Genomic DNA, 19,461 nt, shown 5'->3' with positions numbered 1-19,461 from the left:
CATAGCTTATCTTTATTTAAAGCACCATAATTTTAAAAAATTATGTTTTTTTTTGATACAATTCAGAAGTAATATTTTTAATTTATCAGTAAAATTCTTTTGTTAAATAAAAGAAATCTTAGATTCAAGTAATAAATGCAACGTGAAAAAAAACTCTAGTGTTATTCTTTTGACCTAGGTCAAAAGAATAACACTAGAGTTGGCGAAAAAATCATCATATCTTTGGGTTGCAACACTCAAAATAGATGGCACATTTAACGTTAGAACAAAGATACAAAATAGAAGTATATAGAAATGCCGGTATCAGTATTTCCGAAATTGCTGAATTGGTAGATAAAAACAAATCAGTTATTTCTCGAGAAATAAAACGTAATTCTGATCAAAGAAGTGGTGTTTATAAAGCTGTTTTGGCGGATAAAAAAGCTTTAAACAGGCATAAGGTTAAGATCAAAAAATGCACTTTAACCTCAGAAGTTGAAGCAAATATTTTGTTTTATTTAAAGCAAGATTACAGTCCTGAACAAATTGTTGGCAGAGCAAAAATTGACAAAAGAGCAATGGTTTCTAAAGAAAGAATCTATCAATATATTTGGGAAAATAAACGCAAAGGAGGACTCTTATATAAACATCTTAGGACCAAGGGTAAAAAGTATAAAAAAAGAGGACATTTAAAGGATAAAAGAGGACTTATTATTGGTAGGGTCGATATTAGCGAGCGTCCAAAGATAGTAGAAAAGAAAAGTAGATTGGGCGATTTAGAGATTGATTTGGTCATTGGTAAGAATCACAAAGGAGCGTTACTAACTATCAATGACAGAGCCTCTGGAATACTTTTTATGGGAAAAGTAGAAAGCAAAGAAGCTAGTGCAATACAGCAGAAAACAATTGAATTATTGAAAGATTGGAAACCAATAATCAAGACCATTACTTCGGATAATGGAAAGGAATTTGCCAATCATCGGGCCATTGCAGAAGATTTAGATATCGATTATTATTTTGCCAAACCCTACCATAGCTGGGAACGAGGAGCCAATGAAAATTTAAACGGATTAATAAGACAATATTTTCCTAAAAAATCTAACTTTGAAAACATCGAAGAACAACAAATAAAAACAGTAGTTAATACATTAAACAACAGACCCAGAAAAAGATTTGGCTATAAAACACCTAATGAAATTTTCGCCGAAAAAATCAATAAATTGAATACTGTTGCATTTATATGTTGAATCCACCAATTTTAAAAGTTTTTAATGTAAAAACTACTTTATGCTTTTTTGTTTTTAAAAAAGCATAAAGTATAGATTTGCCTGTAATTTACTGGTATATAGTGTTTTGTTGTTTATTTTCAATCTGTTGTAAGCGTTTGACTATAGCCAAATTAACAATTCTTTAGTGAATACTTTAATTTTTTTTGGCTGTTAATTATTTTTAATATACTTTTGTCTATAGAAATAGTAGAGTTTAAAAAAATAACTAACAAATACTGAAAATTGTGAAGACTATCAAAAACATTCTTTTTTTGATCATGCAGGAACTTGTATCATTCGGCACACTCCGTCGAATGTGTTGCTGCTGTTAGTGTTTTCCAATTATAGCATCCCGTCACTTTTATGTTCAGTCTTAAAATAATTTATTTCATCCAGTATAAATTATTTTAACTCTTTGATTTATTCTTTTAAAAAATAATACTCAAACTAAAATAGTACTAATCAATAAGCAATAAAATAAAATGAAAAAACTAATGTGTTGTAGATAAAAAAAAGCCATTTCTGCGGCAACAGAAATGGCAGGCTTAAAAAAAATGTATCGTTAAACGGAAAATGAAAATTGATAAATCAGTTTTCAGACTCCTTATTTATTAAACCAAAACAAAGTAATGAAAAAAATATTATATAATCTTTCCTGGCTGGGTATTTTTCTGTTTTCATTTGGAATCCAGGCACAAGATACGAAACCCCTTATTCAGTCTAAACTTGACGGAACTGTAGTTAATAAAGTTTCAAATTTACCAGTAGCAGGAGCTAGCGTAACTATTAAAGGAACCACCCACGGCGTGGTAACTGATGCAGAGGGAAAATTTTATTTCCAAACCGGACAAAAATTCCCATACACTTTAATCATAACCTACATTGGCTACAAAAAAGCTGAAGTGATTGTAGACGGAAGCCCGCTTATTGTCAACTTAGAGGAGGATCTTCAAGAGTTGAATGAGCTGGTGGTTGTGGGGTATGGAACGCAAAAGAAAAAAGATATCACGGGTGCAATTTCATCTATTCCAAAAGCAAATTTGGCGCAGGTTACTTCTTCAGCAGATAATTTATTGCGCGGTGCAATTCCAGGTGTTGTTGTAACCCAAAGTTCAGGCCGTCCAGGCGCAACTTCCAGTGTGCGTATTAGAGGAGGAAATTCAATTACAGCAGGTAATGAACCGCTGTATGTTGTAGATGGAGTACTAATTTATAATGACAACAGCAATGGTACGGCCGGAGTTACTTATGCAGGTGCTGGAGTAAATGTGCTGTCAACAATCAATCCTGCCGATATTGAGTCGATTGATGTATTGAAAGATGCATCTGCAACTGCGATTTATGGTTCCCGAGGAGCAAATGGCGTGGTGCTTATTACAACTAAAAAAGGAACCAAAGGGCAGGACAATATTTCTTATCAAGGCTATTTTGGAATTCAGAATGTTTCAAAAAAGATAGATTTATTAGATGCGGGCCAATGGGCAAGCCTGCGAAATGATGTTCAGGCAAGTATAGGGCAGGCACCTTCTTTTTCAGCGGCCCAGATTGAAGCTCTTAAAACTTCAGGAGGATATGACTGGCAGTCAGCAGCTTTTAATTCGGCGGCACCGGTTCAAAACCACCAGTTAACATTTTCAGGCGGAGATGACCGCTCCAGATATTCAGTGTCATCAGGTTATTTTGATCAGCAAGGAATTGTAATAGGATCAGATTTTAAACGAATTTCGCTTCGTGCCAATTATGAAAGAAATTATTCTCAGGCTTTTAAATTTGGAGTGAATGCCAATTATAGCAATTCAATATCGAATGGAGTAGGAACTAATGGCGGTACTGCAGCCGGCAGAAACCCCAATCCATTGGTTAGTATCCTGCTAACGGCACCCGTGGTTCCAATCAGAAATGATGACGGAAGCTATAATGTAACCAATAATCCTTATGCGACATCAGTTAACGGTTATGTGCCCAACCCAATTAATGATTTGGAAAACACTATAAATGAAACCAAAATCAACAGAATTTTGACCAGTTTGTTTGGTGAATATAAAATCAACAAAGAAATTACGGCCAAAGCTGCTGTCAGCGGTGACGTAATTAACACCAAACAAAACTATTATGCGCCATCGAATACTACTACTGGTGCTCCAACAAAAGGTCTTGCTTCTTCTGGCGACAGACTGGTAAGTTCAGTATTGAATGAAAATACTTTGAACTACAATACTCATTTTGGAGAAGATCATAAATTCTCTGCTTTGGCTGGATACACACTTCAATATACCCAGGGAGAAGTAGTGAATGCAGGAGCTAATACTTTTGTAAATGATGCAAATACTTACAATGCATTACAGGATGGTGTGGCTGTAAAGCCTTATACTGAATCATTCGAAAGCGTATTGAAATCATGGCTGGCAAGAGTAAATTATTCATATAAAGGGAGATATAACCTGACAGTATCTGCGCGTGCGGATGGGTCTTCAAGATTTGGTACTGAATCACTTTGGGGTTATTTCCCTTCAGCTGGATTTTCTTGGAACATAACCGAAGAGGATTTTGCCAAAAATATTAAAGGAGTAAGTGATGCAAAACTTAGGCTGAGTGCAGGAACTACAGGGAATCAGGAAATTGGTAATTATCTTTCCTTAGCTTCCATAGGGTCTGTTAATTATGCTTTTGGCGGGACACTGCAGACAGGATTGGCACCAACCCGTTTGGCCAACCCGGATCTGAGATGGGAAAAAACGGATCAGTATAATATAGGTTTAGATTTATCATTATTGGACAGAAAAATAAATTTTGTTTTTGATGCCTATTACAAAAAGACAAATGATCTGCTTATCAATGTTCCAGTTCCATTGACTTCTGGATTTGCTACAGTGCTGCAGAATATTGGTGGTGTAGAGAATAAAGGTATTGAAATTGGTCTGATTACCGAAAATATAAAAACAGAAACGTTTTCATGGAATTCTAACTTTGTTTTTTCTGCCAACAGAAATAAAGTTCTGGAAATTGGTAATGGAGTGGATCAATTTTTCCCGATAGTGCCAAATGGTTCTTTATTGCAGCAACAGCCCGTAACTGTTAAAGTGGGATTACCGCTGGGAACTTTTTGGGGATACAAAACCAACGGAATTTTCCAGACTCAGGAAGAAGTTAATACGCAGCCAAAAATTAACAGTCTTGCCAATACAAAAGTGGGTGATAGAAAATATGTAGATACCAACGGGGACGGAGTAATTACTGCGCTTGACAAAGGAGATCTTGGGACTTCACAGCCAAAATTTGTTGGAAGTTTCAGTAATACGCTTTCTTATAGCAACTTTGATTTGAATTTTTCGTTCCAAGGTTCTTATGGAGGTAAAATATTTAACGCTCTAAATCAGCAATTGGAAATTTCTACTCTTGGAACTAATGCGGCAGCCACTTTATTAGATCGCTGGACACCGGCTAATCCAAGTAATGAAATCCCAAGAGCTTCAAGTTCTCCGCTTGGAATTGTGTCGGAACGTTATGTAGAAGATGCTTCTTTCCTGAGATTAAAGCTAATCACTTTAGGATATACTTTCCCAAAAAGCATTTCTTCAAAAATTGGAACTAAGAGCATTAAGGTATACGTATCTGCCGAGAACTTATTTACATGGACTAAATACACAGGCTATGATCCAGAGGTAAGTTCCTATGAACAGAATAATTTATATCCCGGAATTGACTTTGGATCCTATCCAAATTCTAAAACATTTATTACGGGCTTAAATGTAACTTTTTAAGTAAAAAAATATAACAATGAAAAAGATAATAACAACATTCATATTAAGTGCCGTTATATTAGTATCGTGCACGGATCTGGAGGTGACACCAACCTCTTTTATAACCGAAGAAAATTTCTTTAAAACTCAGGATGATGCTGTTGCCAGTGTTACAGCAGTTTATGCTTCATTGAGCCTTGATCCGGGAGAGCAGAGTTTATTTGGAAGAAATCTTTATTTCCTTACCGATATGGCTTCGGATTATGCATCGGCGGGAGTTTCGGCAACGAATCCTCAGGTAAGAGCATTGAGCAGTTTAACCCATGATGCTACTTCAGACCGTGTTCAGGTGGCTTGGCGACAAATTTATGCAGGAATCAATAGAGCCAATATAGCCATTGATAATATTCCTAGAGCCGCTGGTTCAGATGTTATAAAAACTAGATTGATTAATGAAGCCAAATTCATCAGAGGTTTACTGTACTTTCAGGCTGTACGTCTTTGGGGAGGGGTTCCAATCGTTCTGCACGAACCGGCTTCTATTCAATTAGAGAGTTTAAAATCCAAGAGAGCCACTGTAGAAGAAGTGTATGCTCAGATTATTTTAGACTTAAAAGACGCTGAAAGCCTGCCAGCAGCTTATCCGGCCAATGATGCTGGAAGAGCTACATCGGGTGCTGCAAAAGCCATTTTGGCAAAAGTATATCTGACTAGGAAAGATTGGTCTAATACGATTCTAAAAGCCAAAGAAGTAATTAACGGCGGCTATGGATATGCGCTTTTTGAAAACTTTCAGGACATTTTTACCAAAACTAAAAAGAACGGAAAAGAACATATTTTTTCTGTTCAGTTCGAACCAAATCAAGCAGGAAACGGTTCCAGCGGAAGTACTTTCCAAGCGACTTCATTTACTGGATTTACCGCAACAGAACCGGCAGATATTATTTCGGATGTAGCTTTGTTTTATGACATTTATGCAGCAGGTGATACCCGAAGAGATGTGACTTATAAAAAACAATTATTGAATCCGGCTACTGGAACGCTGTATACTTTTCCAAAGCCAATTTTTGGCAAATATTTGGATTTAACCAATTTGGCAGCACCGTCAAATGTCGCGATCAATTTTCCAATAATCCGTTATGCTGATGTTTTATTATCTCTTGCAGAAGCTATCAACGAAAAAGACGGTGCAACTCTGGAAGCTCATGAGCTTGTGAATCAGGTGAGAAGAAGAGCTTTTGGAAAACCAATCTCGACACCGGATGCAGCAGTAGATTTAATTGGGCTTACTGAGCCACAACTTAGAGAAGCTATCCGCGAAGAGCGCAAAAAAGAATTTGTTCAGGAAGGACAAAGATGGTTTGACTTAGTGCGCTGGGGAACTTTGGTTACCGAAATTAAAAAGGTAACTGCCAAAAATTCTGTTTCCGAAAGAAATAATCTGTACCCGATTCCTCAGAGTGAGCGAAACATTGATCCAGTAGGACTGCCACAAAATCCAGGTTATTAATTAAAAGGCGTAAATGCGTAATAAAATGATTAAAAAACTGTTCATACTTGCGCTATTGGTTGTTGCACAAATGCAGCTGTCTGCACAGAAAAAGCAGCCTAACATCATTGTCATTTTGGCTGATGATCTAGGATTTTCAGATATTGGTGCTTTTGGCTCAGAAATTAAAACTCCAAATTTAAATAAGCTCGCTAAAAACGGGCTTATTTTAAATCAGTTTTACAATGCAGGACGATGCTGTCCTTCTCGGGCTTCATTACTCACAGGATTGTATTCACATCAGGCAGGTATTGGTGACATGGTACAGGATAAAGGATTTCCTGCGTATCAGGGATATTTAAACGAGCATTGTATTACGATTGGACAGGCGCTCCAACAGGCGGGATACACTACAATTGTTTCTGGAAAATGGCATGTAGGTTTGGTTCCATCAGCCTGGGCGGTGAATAGAGGGTTTGATGATTCTTTTACTTTACAAAACAATGGCAGCAGTTATTTCAACTCGGAACCTTTGTATAACGACGGAAGAAAAGTTACTTTTTTGAAAGGAGATAAAGAAATTATCCGCACGGATTCTTCTACTTATCTGACTCAGGAAATTACCAATTTTGCTATTAGTTCTTTAGAAAAACAGCGCAGGGAACAAAAACCTTTTTTTCTGTATGTAGCTTATAATGCACCACATTGGCCCATTCAGGCATTGCCGGAAGATATTGAAAAATACAAAGGAAAATACTTGGTAGGCTGGGATAAATTGAGAACAAAGCGTTTTAATAAATTAAAAGAACAAGGAATAATTGATAAAAACGCGGACTTATCCAATCGTTTTGAAAAAGTGCCGGATTGGGAAAAACTAAGTGCAGAAGAAAAAGACAAATGGGATACCCGCATGGCAATTTACGCTGCTATGGTCGACAGAATGGATGCCGGAATTGGAGAAATCCTGCAGAAAGTAAAGTCTTTGGGTGAAGAAGAAAATACGCTTGTTCTTTTTCTTTCTGATAATGGCGGAAGTGCCGATGATGTGAAAAACTGGAATTATGTTACACAAAAAAATGGTACTGCAGGTTCGGCAGCATCGATTGACAGCTATGAAAGTCCGTGGGGAAATGTGAGCAACACGCCTTTTCAATTATTCAAAAAGAACACTCACGAAGGCGGTATCGCTTCCCCCTTTATAGCGTATTATCCAAAGCATATTAAGGCTGGTATAGTAAGTAATAGAGTAAGCCATTTAATTGATGTTTTTCCAACTTGTCTAGAGTTTGCGGGTTTGCAATACCCAGATTCTTTTCAAGGGAAAAATCTCGTCTCTTTAGAAGGTATTAGTTTAAAAAAAGAATTTGAAGGACAGCAATCTGATGAACATGAAGCGTTGTTTTGGGAACATGAAGGCAGTAAAGCAGTAAGAAAAGGGCAGTGGAAAGCAGTAGCCGAAAACAATCAGCCTTGGGAATTGTACAATCTGGCAGCAGATAGAACAGAAACAAAAAATCTGGCAAAGTTAGAACCAAAACTGCTCCAGACGCTGATTGAATTACATCAGCAATGGTCAATAAAAGTAGGTGTTGAAGATTGGAATAAAATAAAATAGTATATACTGATTACCTATTATAATGAATATAAGTTAATCTAATAAAAAATATGAAAATGAAAAATTTAAAATATAACAGCATTATCAAAAGCCCGCAGAAAGGACTTTTGGTTACCGCTTTGCTGATTGCTCAATTTGGTTTTGCGCAAAACAAACCCAATACTGATTACAAAGGAGTAATCGGTAAAACATTAGCTGAATCCAAAGAATATTGGCCAGAACCGGTTTCAGCTCCAAAAGGTGCTCCAAATGTAGTCTGGATTGTTTTAGATGATGTAGGTTACGGCGCTTCAAGTGCTTTTGGGGGCTTGATACATACACCAGTTTTAGAGAGTCTTGCTAATAATGGACTGAGATATACCAATTTCCATACTACAGCTATCTGTGCTCCTACACGTTCTGCATTACTGACAGGAAGTAATTCTCATAAAGTCCATGTCGGCGGATTCTCACATACGATTATGTCTGCAGGCTTCCCGGGATGGGATGGAAGAATTCCTTCAAAGAATGGAACTGTTGCTGAGATTCTGCGTGACAAAGGATACAGCACTTTTGGTGTAGGCAAATATGGTGTAACGCCTGATGAAGATGCCACCGATGCAGGACCATTTGACAGATGGCCAACAGGCAAAGGTTTCGAACATTTCTTTGGATTCTTGGGTTCTGCAACCGATCAGTACAAACCAGATTTGATCGAAGATCAGGCACATGTTACTCCAGACGGAAGACATCTTAGCGAACAGATTACAGATAAGGCAATCAGTTATATTACCAGACAGCATAAAGCAGCGCCTGGAAAACCATTCTTTTTATATTATTCACCAGCAGCAGTTCATGCACCGCATCAGGTAGAAGCGAAGTGGAGCGATGCTTACAAAGGAAAATTTGATGATGGCTGGGATGCTTATCGCGAAAAAACATTGGCCAACCAAAAGAAACTGGGAGTTGTTCCAGCCAATGCAGAACTGCCTGAACGCAATTCACTCATTGCCGACTGGAAAAAATTAACGCCGGATCAAAAGAAAGTATATTCAAAGTTCATGGAAGTATATGCCGGATATTTAACGTATACCGATTACGAAATTGGAAGACTGGTAAGTTATTTGAAAGAAAGTAATCAGCTGGATAATACGGTTGTCTTTGTTTTGATAGGTGATAATGGAGCGAGTAAGGAAGGGACGCTGCAGGGAGCTGTAGAGAGACAGACTTATAAAGCCGGTGAAACTGAAGAGCAGGTTTTCCAAAATAATTTAAACAAGATTGGTGAAATTGGGACGCCTCAAACGTATGCTAATTACCCATTAGGCTGGGCTCAGGCGACTAACACTCCGTTCAAATCTTGGAAACAGGATGCCAACTCCGAAGGAGGAACGCACAATCCATTGATAGTGTATTATCCAAAAGGGATTCAGGAAAAAGGCGGAATCCGAAATCAATACAGCCACGTGATTGATATTCTGCCAACAACTCTTGATGTTATTGGAGTTAAAGCACCTGAAACGATTAGAGAGATTAGACAGGATACCATTCAGGGCTATTCGTTTTACAATTCTTTGAATGATGCCAAAGTGGTTTCTTCGCATAAAATCCAGCACTATTATATTTTTGGAGCGAGATCCATTTATAACGATGGCTGGAAAGCAGCAGCTGCGCATCACCCAAATTCAATTGAGGTAAAAGAGGCATTGGCAGATAAATCCAAAGCGAATCTTTTGAATGCAGATTTTGACAAAGATGTCTGGGAATTGTACAATATCAATGAAGATTTTAATGAAAGAAAAGATTTGGCTAAAAAATATCCTGAAAAACTGGCGGAACTGAAAAAATTATTTGATGAGCAGGCTAAGAAAAACAACCTGTATCCATTAATTGACTGGTCGGATGTGTACCAGAGAAAAATCCACCAGACGAAAGGAACCGAAGGACAGTCGGCTGCAGAGTTATTGTACAAAGCAAACAAATAAATTATTTCAGAGCTGTATAATTTTTGAATCAACAGCTCTGAAATTTAGAAGAAATAAAAAATTGTGAGCCAGATAAACTATGAAATCATAGAAAAATGAAATTAGTCTGGACAGTTATTTATCTGATACCCTTATCTATTTTAATGACTGTTTTTTCTGTAATTCGTTTTCTGAGAAGAATTATAGAAAAGCTGCTGAAGGGTAAAATGAATAACAGCTATTCATAGTTTTTGTTTTAATTATTCGGAAAGCTATAAAATAAAATCATACTAAATCTATAGAATTAAAATAATAATTAAAAAAAACAGGACCATGGAAAAGGTCTTATTAATAAACTATAAAATAATAAAACATGAAAAATTTTAAATTCAATGCAAAGTTGAAGTCTCCTCAAAAAGGATTGCTGCTTACAGCTTTACTAGTTGCCCAGCTGGGTATTTCCCAAAATAAGCCAGATGCAGATTATAAAGGCATTATTGGCAAAACATTGGCCGAGTCCAAAGAATATTGGCCGGAGCCGGTAAAAGCACCAGCCGGAGCACCAAACGTGGTTTGGATTCTGCTCGATGATGTGGGATTTGGAGCTTCCAGTGCATTTGGAGGTTTGATACAGACTCCGACATTTGATGCTTTGGCAAATAACGGACTTCGTTATACCAATTTCCATACGACTGCTATCTGCGCACCGACACGCGCGGCACTTTTAACAGGAAGAAATTCAGGAAGAGTACACGTTAGCGGTTTTTCGCATACTATCTTATCAGCTGGTTTTCCAGGCTGGGACGGAAGAATTCCATCAGACAAAGGAACAATTGCAGAGATTTTACGTGAAAACGGATACAATACTTTTGCAGTAGGTAAATATGGCGTGACACCAGATGAAGATGCCACCGATGCAGGACCATTTGACAGATGGCCTACAGGAAAAGGATTCGATCACTTTTTTGGATTCTTAGGATCACAGACCGATCAGTACAATCCTGATTTAGTAGAAGATCAGGCACACGTAAAATCAGATGGTCGTCATTTGAATGAACTCATTACAGATAAAGCTATCAGTTATATCAAAACACAGCAAAAAGCGGCGCCTGGAAAGCCATTCTTTTTATACTATGCACCGGGAGCAGCTCATGCACCCCATCAAGTGGAGGCTTCTTGGAGCGATGCTTACAAAGGCAAATTTGACGAAGGCTGGGATGTTTACCGCGAAAAAGTATTGGCAAACCAAAAGAAACTGGGTGTAATCTCTGCCAATGCTGTATTGCCGGAACGTAATGCTATTATTTCAGAATGGAAGAAATTATCTCCTGACCAAAAGAAAGTGTATGCCAGATTTATGGAAGTATATGCTGGTTATCTTACTTATACCGACCATGAAATTGGCAGAGTGGTAAATTATCTGAAAGAGACCAATCAATTGGATAACACTTTGATTTTTGTTGCAATTGGCGATAACGGAGCCAGTAAAGAAGGCAGTCAGGTAGGTACAATTAGCCAGAGTCTTTTTTCTCAAGGAGTTACAGACGAGCAGAATCTTCAGTCTAATTTGGCTAAAATTGGAGAGATTGGAACTGCAAAAGGTTTGAACACCAATTATCCGTTAGGCTGGGCACAGGCTACCAATGCTCCTTTCAAAAACTGGAAACAAGATGCACAGTCAGAAGGAGGAACCCGTAATCCTTTGATTATTCATTATCCAAAAGGAATCAAAGAAAAAGGAGGCATCAGAAACCAATACAGCCACGTAACAGACATTCTTCCTACGACATTGGAAATTGCTGGAATCAAAGCTCCTGAAAAAATCAAGGAAATTAAACAGGATATTATTCAGGGTTCGTCTTTATATGCTTCTTTGAATGACCCAAAAGCAGAATCGTTACATAAAGTGCAGTACTATTACATCTTTGGGAACAGAGCTATTTACAAAGACGGATGGAAAGCTGCTGCATCGCATGCAAATCCCTTTACGTCCCCAAATGCTGGGAGCAAAAATCAAGCACCGGCACAAAGTAATTTTGATGCTGATGTCTGGGAGTTGTACAATCTGAATGAAGATTTTAACGAGCGCAATAATTTGGCTAAAAAGTATCCTGAAAAATTGGAAGAGCTTAAAAAACTGTTCGATGAGCAGGCGAAGGAGAACAACGTTTATCCGTTAATTGACTGGCAGGATGTGTTAGGAAGAAAAATACACAATCCTTCAGGGGACAAAAATCAAAACCTTCAGGAACTGATTCATAAAGCAACTCAGGCTGGCAGCAGTAATTAATACAGATTTAGTCCTTAGTAATTAGTCCTTAGTTTTTTAGATTGTTCACTAAGGGCTAATTACTAGGGACTGATTAACTCTTCACCAATCATTAAAATAAAAAAAAATGAAACTAATAGATTTTCAAATAATAGGAAAGAAGATTATCGTAGGACTGATAGTCTTTTTTGTGCCGCTGCTTATTTTGGCTGGCGGTTTGTCACTAGTAAATTATATTTTAAAATAAAGAAATCATGGCATTAGATCAAAATTTAAAAAGAAAATTAACAAAAGACATAAGCATCAGTCTTTTTATTTATACTTTGCCGGTATTGGCAATTTACCTTTATTTCAAATTAAATAATGGTGCTGCATCAGAATCACATATTGCATTACCATCATTTTTAGAATTTGTAAAACCAGCGTTCGAAAACATTAGAACTTGGGGATTGATTGTTTTTATGCTCGTTTTGGGAGCAGTTGAATTTACAGCAGGTTTATACGACGATCAATGGACTGGAAGGGAACGAAAAATAGACATTATTAGTTTTCTTGCGCCAAAGTTGCTTTTGCCGCCAGTAACAGCATTTTTTAGTTTAACAGTGTTGCCGTATTTAATTCCGAATTTAGCAAATACGCTTTCTTGGGTTCCTTTTTGGGGAGGTTTTTTCCTGATTGCAATTGCTGATGATTTAACGCAGTACTGGTACCATCGTTTACATCATCAAGTGCCGTTTTTGTGGCGTTTTCATAGAACACACCATTCGGCTCCGTACATGGGAATGGCAATGGCATCAAGACAAAACTTTATTTATACGGTATTTTTCTCCCAGATTTACTTGACGGCCACTTTGACCTATTTAGGATTGGGACTGCCAGCTTTATTCGTTTTGGTGGTTAAAAGTTTTATCACTTTGGGAGCGCATTCCAGTATAGCATGGGACAAACCGTTTTATAAATATAAAGTACTTCATCCTATTGCATGGGTTTTGGAGCGTTTGATTTCAACTCCTGCTACACATCATGCACATCACGCAGACACTAGTGGAGATGGAGTGGGACATTTTAAAGGAAATTTTGGAAACATGTTTTTCATTTGGGATGTGATTTTCGGAACGGGTTTAATCACTCGTAAATTCCCTGAATCCTATGGAACCAAAACATACAAAAGCGAAGAATGGTATGCACAGTTCCTTTGGCCGATATTCAAATCTAAAATTGAAGGAAGCCCGCTTGCAGATGGAGTCCGTGCTTTGCCTATTTCCCAAAAGAAGAAGGAATCAGTTCCGGTAAGTCAAAATTACTTCGAACCAGTTGAACCATAAAGAAAATTGTTATGGAAAATAAAAAATTCAAAAAGAGGGTTACAGCTTTGGTTTTGCTTTTTGCAATTGTCGGTTTTGCTCAAAATCAAAATCCATTTACATTGCAGATAGATGCTTTTTATGCGAAAATTAAGGAGCAGAAGAAACCGCAGTTAATTGATGCCCGAAGTACCGAAGAGTTTGCTATTAATCACATTGACGGTGCAGTTAATTTTAATTTGCAAACAGAAAATTATGCTAAATATGCGGCTCAGTTAGATAAAACAAAACCTGTTTTTATATATTCAATCGGTGCAGGAAGAAGCGGTCAGCTGGCAAAAGAATTATTAAAAAATGGTTTCTTGGAAGTGCATGATCTTGAAGGCGGAATCGCCGCATGGATTGGATCTGGAAAACCTTTTTATACTAATTCAAAAAGTAAATTGACATTGGCAGAGTACAAAAAAATTATTGCAGAAAACAAGGCTGTTTTAGTAGATATTGGTTCAAGATATTGTGGCGCCTGCAAAAAAGTAAAACCAGTTTTGGAAGCTATCAGGGCAGAAAATGGGACTAATTTGAAAATTGTTGAAATTGATCTGGAAGACAACCCGAAGGTAATAGCCGATTTGAAAACAGTAAAGGTTTTTCCAACTTTGATTTTATACCAAAACGGTAAAACTGTTTTCAAGAAAGACGGCTTAGGTGACTTGAAAAAAGATGTTGATGCAGCTTTGGCTCATTAAAAAATATAGTATAACATTCAGAATAAATTTATGAATTGTTATGTAGTTAAAAACTTGTTTTTTAGTTTTTTATAAATTTATATTTTAATTTATACAAAAAATAATATGACTGTCCGCAAATAATACCATGTATTTTTTTCGCCACTGATTACACAGATTCTCACAGATTTCATTACTTTTTTTTAAAAAAATCTGTGGCTAATTTAATCTGTTTGGTATTAGTTGAAGGAAAGTCATAAAAAATAATTTAAAATTTGGAAGTTCCTATTTTTAATTTATATTTGTTCTATGGTATAAGTAGAATTTAAATTATGCTTATATCAAAAAAAATGGCAACTCAATACGTCTCTTTTGGAGAAAGGCAAGGTTTATTGGTACTTGGTATTCCTTGCCTATGTATTGTTTTTGATTAATTAAAATGGAATAGAATACTTTTCACATTATTTTGAGCTTACTTATCATGAATAAAAATATATATAGTGTAATTGCAGCAATTAGTTTTGCAGGTTTTTCAGCTTATGGACAAGAAAATAAAGCGTTAGCAGTTGTTTCAGCAGCTGATTGTAAGGCTATGTGCAAGGCAAATACATCCAAAAAAGCATTATTGCTGCAATCCATTAATAAAACTTCAGAAGAGCATACAGCAGCTTCGACCAGAGGAATGGTCTGGGTTGATGGAGGCGAATTCAGCATGGGAACCAATGATTATCCCGATGCAAAACCTGTTCACAAAGTAAGTGTTAAAGGCTATTGGATTGATGAGCATGAAGTAACTAATGCACAGTTTGCCGCTTTTGTGAAGGCCACTAATTATGTAACCATTGCCGAAAGACCATTGGATCCAAATGATTATCCAGGTGTTCCGCTCGAGAATTTAGTGCCAGGTTCGGCGGTATTTGTGCCTCCAGTAGGAAAGGTGGCTTTGGATAATATACAGCAATGGTGGCAGTACGTTCCGGGTGCCAGCTGGCAGCATCCTGCTGGGCCAGAAAGCAGTATTGCTGGGCTGGAAAATTATCCTGTAGTGCAGGTTAGTTATTTAGATGCTAAGGCTTATGCCGAATGGGCAGGAAAAAGGCTTCCAACCGAAGCCGAATGGGAGTTTGCAGCAAGAGCCGGAAGACCTTCTGCAAAATATTACTGGGGTACGGAACTCAAGCCAGACGGAAAATGGGCAGCGAATATTTTTCAGGGATCTTTTCCGGATAATAACACAGCCGAAGATGGTTTTACAGGAGCAGCTCCGGTAAAATCGTTTCCTAAAAATCCATATGGGATTTATGATCTGGAAGGAAATGTATGGGAATGGTGCAGTGATTTATACCGAGACGATTATTATAAAAGCAGTGCAGTTGATAATCCCACCGGGCCTTCGGCCAGTTATGACCCAGAAGAACCGGGTGTAGAAAAACATGTTCAAAGAGGCGGTTCTTATTTATGCAGCGATCAATACTGTATTCGTTATGTGGCGGGAAGCCGCGGTAAAGGAGAGACTACAAGTGCCTGCAATCACTTAGGTTTCCGCTGTGTGAAGGATAAATAATAAAAACGAAAGCTGAAAACAATAATTTGATATGGCATTAAAAACAAAACAATTTACTATTCATGAAGATTGGGCAGCAGTGCTTTTAGGTTTTTTGATAATTGGAATTTCTCTTTTTATTTACCTGCCTTCGGTTCCTGTATTCAAGTGGTCAAACGGGGCCGATCTGCAGAATAATGTATGCAGCGGTACGAATATAAAAGAACTTTTTCTGCAATTTATTTACCTTTTAGGGATTGGTATACTAGGCGTTTTTTTGGTTGGGAAATCGGTTAAGAAATTTTTATTGGGTTTTCCAATAGTGTTTGTATTGACAGTAGCGGCCTTGATTATAGCGGGTAATACTGTAATCAAGGGGCTCAATTTAGAGGCAGTTATTTTCAGCCTGATTATAGGATTGTCTATAGGTAATTTTTTCAAGCTTCCAGAATGGTTCCGCACCGCACTTTCAACCGAAATTTTTGTAAAAATCGGTTTGGTATTGTTAGGAACCGGTGTCATATTTTCGGATATACTAAAGGCAGGTTCTCTAGGGCTGATTCAAGCTTTAGTGGTAGTTTTGTCCGTTTGGTATTTTGCTTTTTGGGTGTGTAAGAAGCTTAAAGTTGATGAGGAATTAGCCTTAATGATTTCCAGTGCTGTTTCCATCTGCGGTGTTTCGGCTGCGATTGCAACATCCGGAGCCATCAAAGGCGATTCGAAGAAACTGTCTTATGTCATTTCAATGGTATTGGTAACGGCCATTCCAATGATGATTTTTATGCCAATGGTTGCCAAGCACTTCAATTTTGCAGAAGAAGTTACAGGAGCCTGGCTCGGTGGCAGTATCGATACTTCGGGAGCTGTTGTTGCTTCGGGAACATTAGTTGGAGAAACTGCTTTGAAGATTAGCACAATTGTTAAATTTTCGCAGAATGTATTACTGGGATTAGCAGCTTTTGCGATATCCGTTTATTGGTCGTATGCCCAGAATAAATCATCGGATGCTGTTACGGCGAAACCAACTTTAGGAGTTATCTGGGAACGTTTTCCAAAGTTTGTGATTGGGTTTATTGTCGCTTCTTTGGTTTTTTCTTTTCTGATTTCCCCCGAAACAAGAGATACGGTTAAAGACAGTCTGAAGAATCTCCAGGGGCTTTGGTTTGCGCTGGCTTTTACCAGTATTGGATTGGAAACTAATTTCAAAGATTTGTTTACTAATAATAGCAAAAAGCCATTGTACGCTTTTTTGACAGCTCAGATTTTCAATATTATAATCACGCTTCTGATTGCCTTTTTATTGTTTGGCAAATAAGGATTTTTTTTAGAATGGGATATCATTGTGCACGGCCAATCTTTAGAAGAATTGGGTATAAAAACTGCTGTCCGTCAGTAATTAGTGTTTTATGACACAGCTCTGGATGTGGATGTATCCATAGAAACAATTTGGAAGTTAAAAAATTATGACTATCCGCAAAGCATACTAAATCTTTTTTTTTGCCGCTGATTACACAGATTCTTACAGATTTTGCATGCATTTTTTAGAAATCTGTGTTAATCTGTGGCCAATTTTATCGATTTGGTATTAGTCACGGATAGTCATATAAAAAATAATAAAGCATAAAAGTTAAACACAAAAAAGTCTGTTCGCCTTGTCTTTTGATGAGATTAAGGCTGGTAAAAAGTATTTTTGGAGATTAAAATTTCCAAGACAGGAAGTGAAAACTTCCCGCTTAAAATCTGAACTTGGTTAGTTTGGTTAGTTAATTTTACTTGATTTTTTTTTTTGTAAGTGCAGTAATTCATTTTTTGAAAATACTGCACTTTTTTTTGTAGGATTTATTACTGTTAACATTTTTTTTGTGTTAATTAGTCGATTTTTTTTGTTTGTTGGCGAAGTTTTTAATTATTTTTGAAGCAACTAATTTTTAAACCGAGTAAATGAGTAATAAAATTACACTTCTAATTTTTACTGTATTCTTTTCATTCTCTTCTTTTGCAAATTTTTCAAAAGCAGAAAAAGAAGTCCTTATAAAATTAAATCAAGCTACCAATGGAGCTAAATGGATTAATAAATGGGATCTTTCTTTACCGATTGATAAATGGTATGGAGTAAAAGTCGTTGATGATAAAGTGGTTTCGATAAATTTGAAAAACAATAATTTAACAGGACGTATACCCGTTGAAATCACTACTTTACTGAATTTACAGGAATTAAATTTAGGTACCAATTTATTGAATGGCGAAATACCGCTCAACATTGGTAATATGAAAGCTTTAGAGGTATTAGATCTTTCTTTTAATAAGATGACTGGTTTTATCCCTGTTTCTATCTGTACGCTTCCAAATTTAAAAGTATTAATGCTTGACCGTAATATTTTTTCTGGTGAGCTGCCACAGCAGATAGGAAAACTGTCTGCGCTTGAGAGTTTATCTTTATATGAAAACTCTTTCCAAGGTTCGCTGCCGGTTTCTTTTTACGAGTTAAAATCTTTGCGAACACTTTCTTTATATACTAATAGATTCACTGGAAAATTAAGTCCTTCGATTGGGAATCTGGTATTGTTAGAAAATCTGAATCTTTTTGATAATGACTTTAAAGGGCAGGTGCCTGCAGAATTAGAAAAATTAACTCGTTTAAAAAAATTAAATATATCCTATAATCTGTTTTCAGGTCAGGTATCCAATAAATTATCGCTGTTAGATAAATTAAATATGACCATGAGAAACGAAATAGGAAATGTAATTTCTTTACCTATAAAAGGATAAAATCATCCCGCAAGAGTAAAGAGATTAAGAAGATTGTTTGTTTTAATTACACTTAGTTAGATTTACCCTGTAACTTCATACATTACAGGGTTTTTCGTTTTTACAGCTGAGGTAATGCCAATTAAGTTTAAATTTTACTCCTTAAATGAAAGTGAAGTTGTTTTAATAAAGCTTAATGTTATAAATTTGATAATTTACAGCTCAATATTATATCAGTTTCTTTTTTTTATCTAATTTTATTGAGAATTCAGCTGAAATAGAAGCTGAAAAGATTAATTTTAATTTATCCACATTTTAATTATAGAATTATGATAGTACAGTATCAAGGAGAGCAAAACGGAGTTCCATCAATATTTACTTTAAGAATCATTGGAAACAATCTGTCAAAAAGCAGTTCGAATTATCAGATAGATTTATTGAAAGGAGATAAGCCTCTGCCAATTTTTACAAGTTTTATACATCAGAGTTTATCAAATTGCCTGAAAGAGATTTATTTGTTCAGAAAACATAACAAAATTACATTCGATGCTGCTTCAGAAAAAGTAGCGCCCAAATTAGTTCCTTATGATTTGGTTTTATACAATGCCCACAAAGAGGGATTGTTTAAATCCTAAGTTATTTTTTAGATATTATAAAGAGAGACTGTTCAGATTGAACGGTCTTTTTTTTTGCCGTATGTTTTGTTCAACTGTCAGTATCACTTATTTTTTAAGAAAGATTCTGAAACCGCTTTCTCCAAGTAATTCTACTCTTTGTTTTTTAGAAGCATAATCCAGAAGCAGTATTGATTATGCTGATTTCCTGTTTCATTTTGGGC

Annotated in this window: 12 protein-coding genes; all 12 read left to right on the top strand. The window is 36.5% G+C overall.

Features of this window, described 5'->3' with window-relative positions; all coding sequences use genetic code 11:
* The first annotated feature begins 245 nt into the window (after positions 1-245).
* The 12 genes from OZP07_RS18050 (at position 246) to OZP07_RS17995 (ending at position 19,258) form a co-directional block, all read left to right on the top strand.
* The gene (locus tag OZP07_RS18050; protein ID WP_281635297.1) at positions 246-1,226 is read left to right on the top strand and encodes an IS30 family transposase; all 981 of its coding nucleotides are present in this window, start codon (positions 246-248) and stop codon (positions 1,224-1,226) included.
* A gap of 650 nt (positions 1,227-1,876) precedes the next feature.
* Positions 1,877-5,008, top strand: a complete 3,132-nt coding sequence (locus tag OZP07_RS18045) for a SusC/RagA family TonB-linked outer membrane protein (protein ID WP_281636207.1) — start codon at positions 1,877-1,879, stop codon at positions 5,006-5,008.
* Between the two features lie 16 nt (positions 5,009-5,024).
* On the top strand, positions 5,025-6,497 hold the full coding sequence (locus OZP07_RS18040; RefSeq protein ID WP_281636206.1) for a RagB/SusD family nutrient uptake outer membrane protein: 1,473 nt from the start codon (positions 5,025-5,027) through the stop codon (positions 6,495-6,497).
* A gap of 25 nt (positions 6,498-6,522) precedes the next feature.
* Positions 6,523-8,091: an arylsulfatase gene (locus OZP07_RS18035; RefSeq protein WP_281636205.1), complete on the top strand. Its 1,569-nt coding sequence runs from the start codon at positions 6,523-6,525 to the stop codon at positions 8,089-8,091.
* Between the two features lie 56 nt (positions 8,092-8,147).
* Complete coding sequence (locus OZP07_RS18030) at positions 8,148-10,055, top strand: arylsulfatase (RefSeq protein ID WP_281636204.1); 1,908 nt, start codon at positions 8,148-8,150, stop codon at positions 10,053-10,055.
* A gap of 352 nt (positions 10,056-10,407) precedes the next feature.
* Positions 10,408-12,324 (top strand): arylsulfatase, encoded by a 1,917-nt coding sequence (locus OZP07_RS18025; RefSeq protein ID WP_281636203.1) that lies wholly within the window; start codon positions 10,408-10,410, stop codon positions 12,322-12,324.
* 233 nt (positions 12,325-12,557) lie between these two features.
* Positions 12,558-13,628 (top strand): sterol desaturase family protein, encoded by a 1,071-nt coding sequence (locus OZP07_RS18020; protein WP_281636202.1) that lies wholly within the window; start codon positions 12,558-12,560, stop codon positions 13,626-13,628.
* A gap of 11 nt (positions 13,629-13,639) precedes the next feature.
* Positions 13,640-14,353 (top strand): thioredoxin domain-containing protein, encoded by a 714-nt coding sequence (locus OZP07_RS18015; RefSeq protein WP_281636201.1) that lies wholly within the window; start codon positions 13,640-13,642, stop codon positions 14,351-14,353.
* Positions 14,354-14,813: 460 nt separating this feature from the next.
* On the top strand, positions 14,814-15,896 hold the full coding sequence (locus OZP07_RS18010) for a formylglycine-generating enzyme family protein (protein ID WP_281636200.1): 1,083 nt from the start codon (positions 14,814-14,816) through the stop codon (positions 15,894-15,896).
* 31 nt (positions 15,897-15,927) lie between these two features.
* Positions 15,928-17,190 carry a YeiH family protein gene (locus OZP07_RS18005; protein ID WP_281636199.1) on the top strand — a complete coding sequence of 421 codons (1,263 nt, stop codon included), beginning with the start codon at positions 15,928-15,930 and terminating at the stop codon, positions 17,188-17,190.
* Positions 17,191-17,816: 626 nt separating this feature from the next.
* Entirely contained in the window at positions 17,817-18,644 is an 828-nt protein-coding gene (locus OZP07_RS18000; protein WP_194642080.1) for a leucine-rich repeat domain-containing protein, read from the top strand.
* Positions 18,645-18,952: 308 nt separating this feature from the next.
* Entirely contained in the window at positions 18,953-19,258 is a 306-nt protein-coding gene (locus tag OZP07_RS17995; protein ID WP_194642081.1) for a hypothetical protein, read from the top strand.
* Positions 19,259-19,461 lie beyond the last annotated feature (203 nt).

Origin of the sequence: Flavobacterium marginilacus (genome assembly GCF_026870155.1) — a bacterium.
Taxonomy (GTDB): domain Bacteria; phylum Bacteroidota; class Bacteroidia; order Flavobacteriales; family Flavobacteriaceae; genus Flavobacterium; species Flavobacterium marginilacus.
This window is presented reverse-complemented; position numbering and strand designations above follow the sequence as displayed.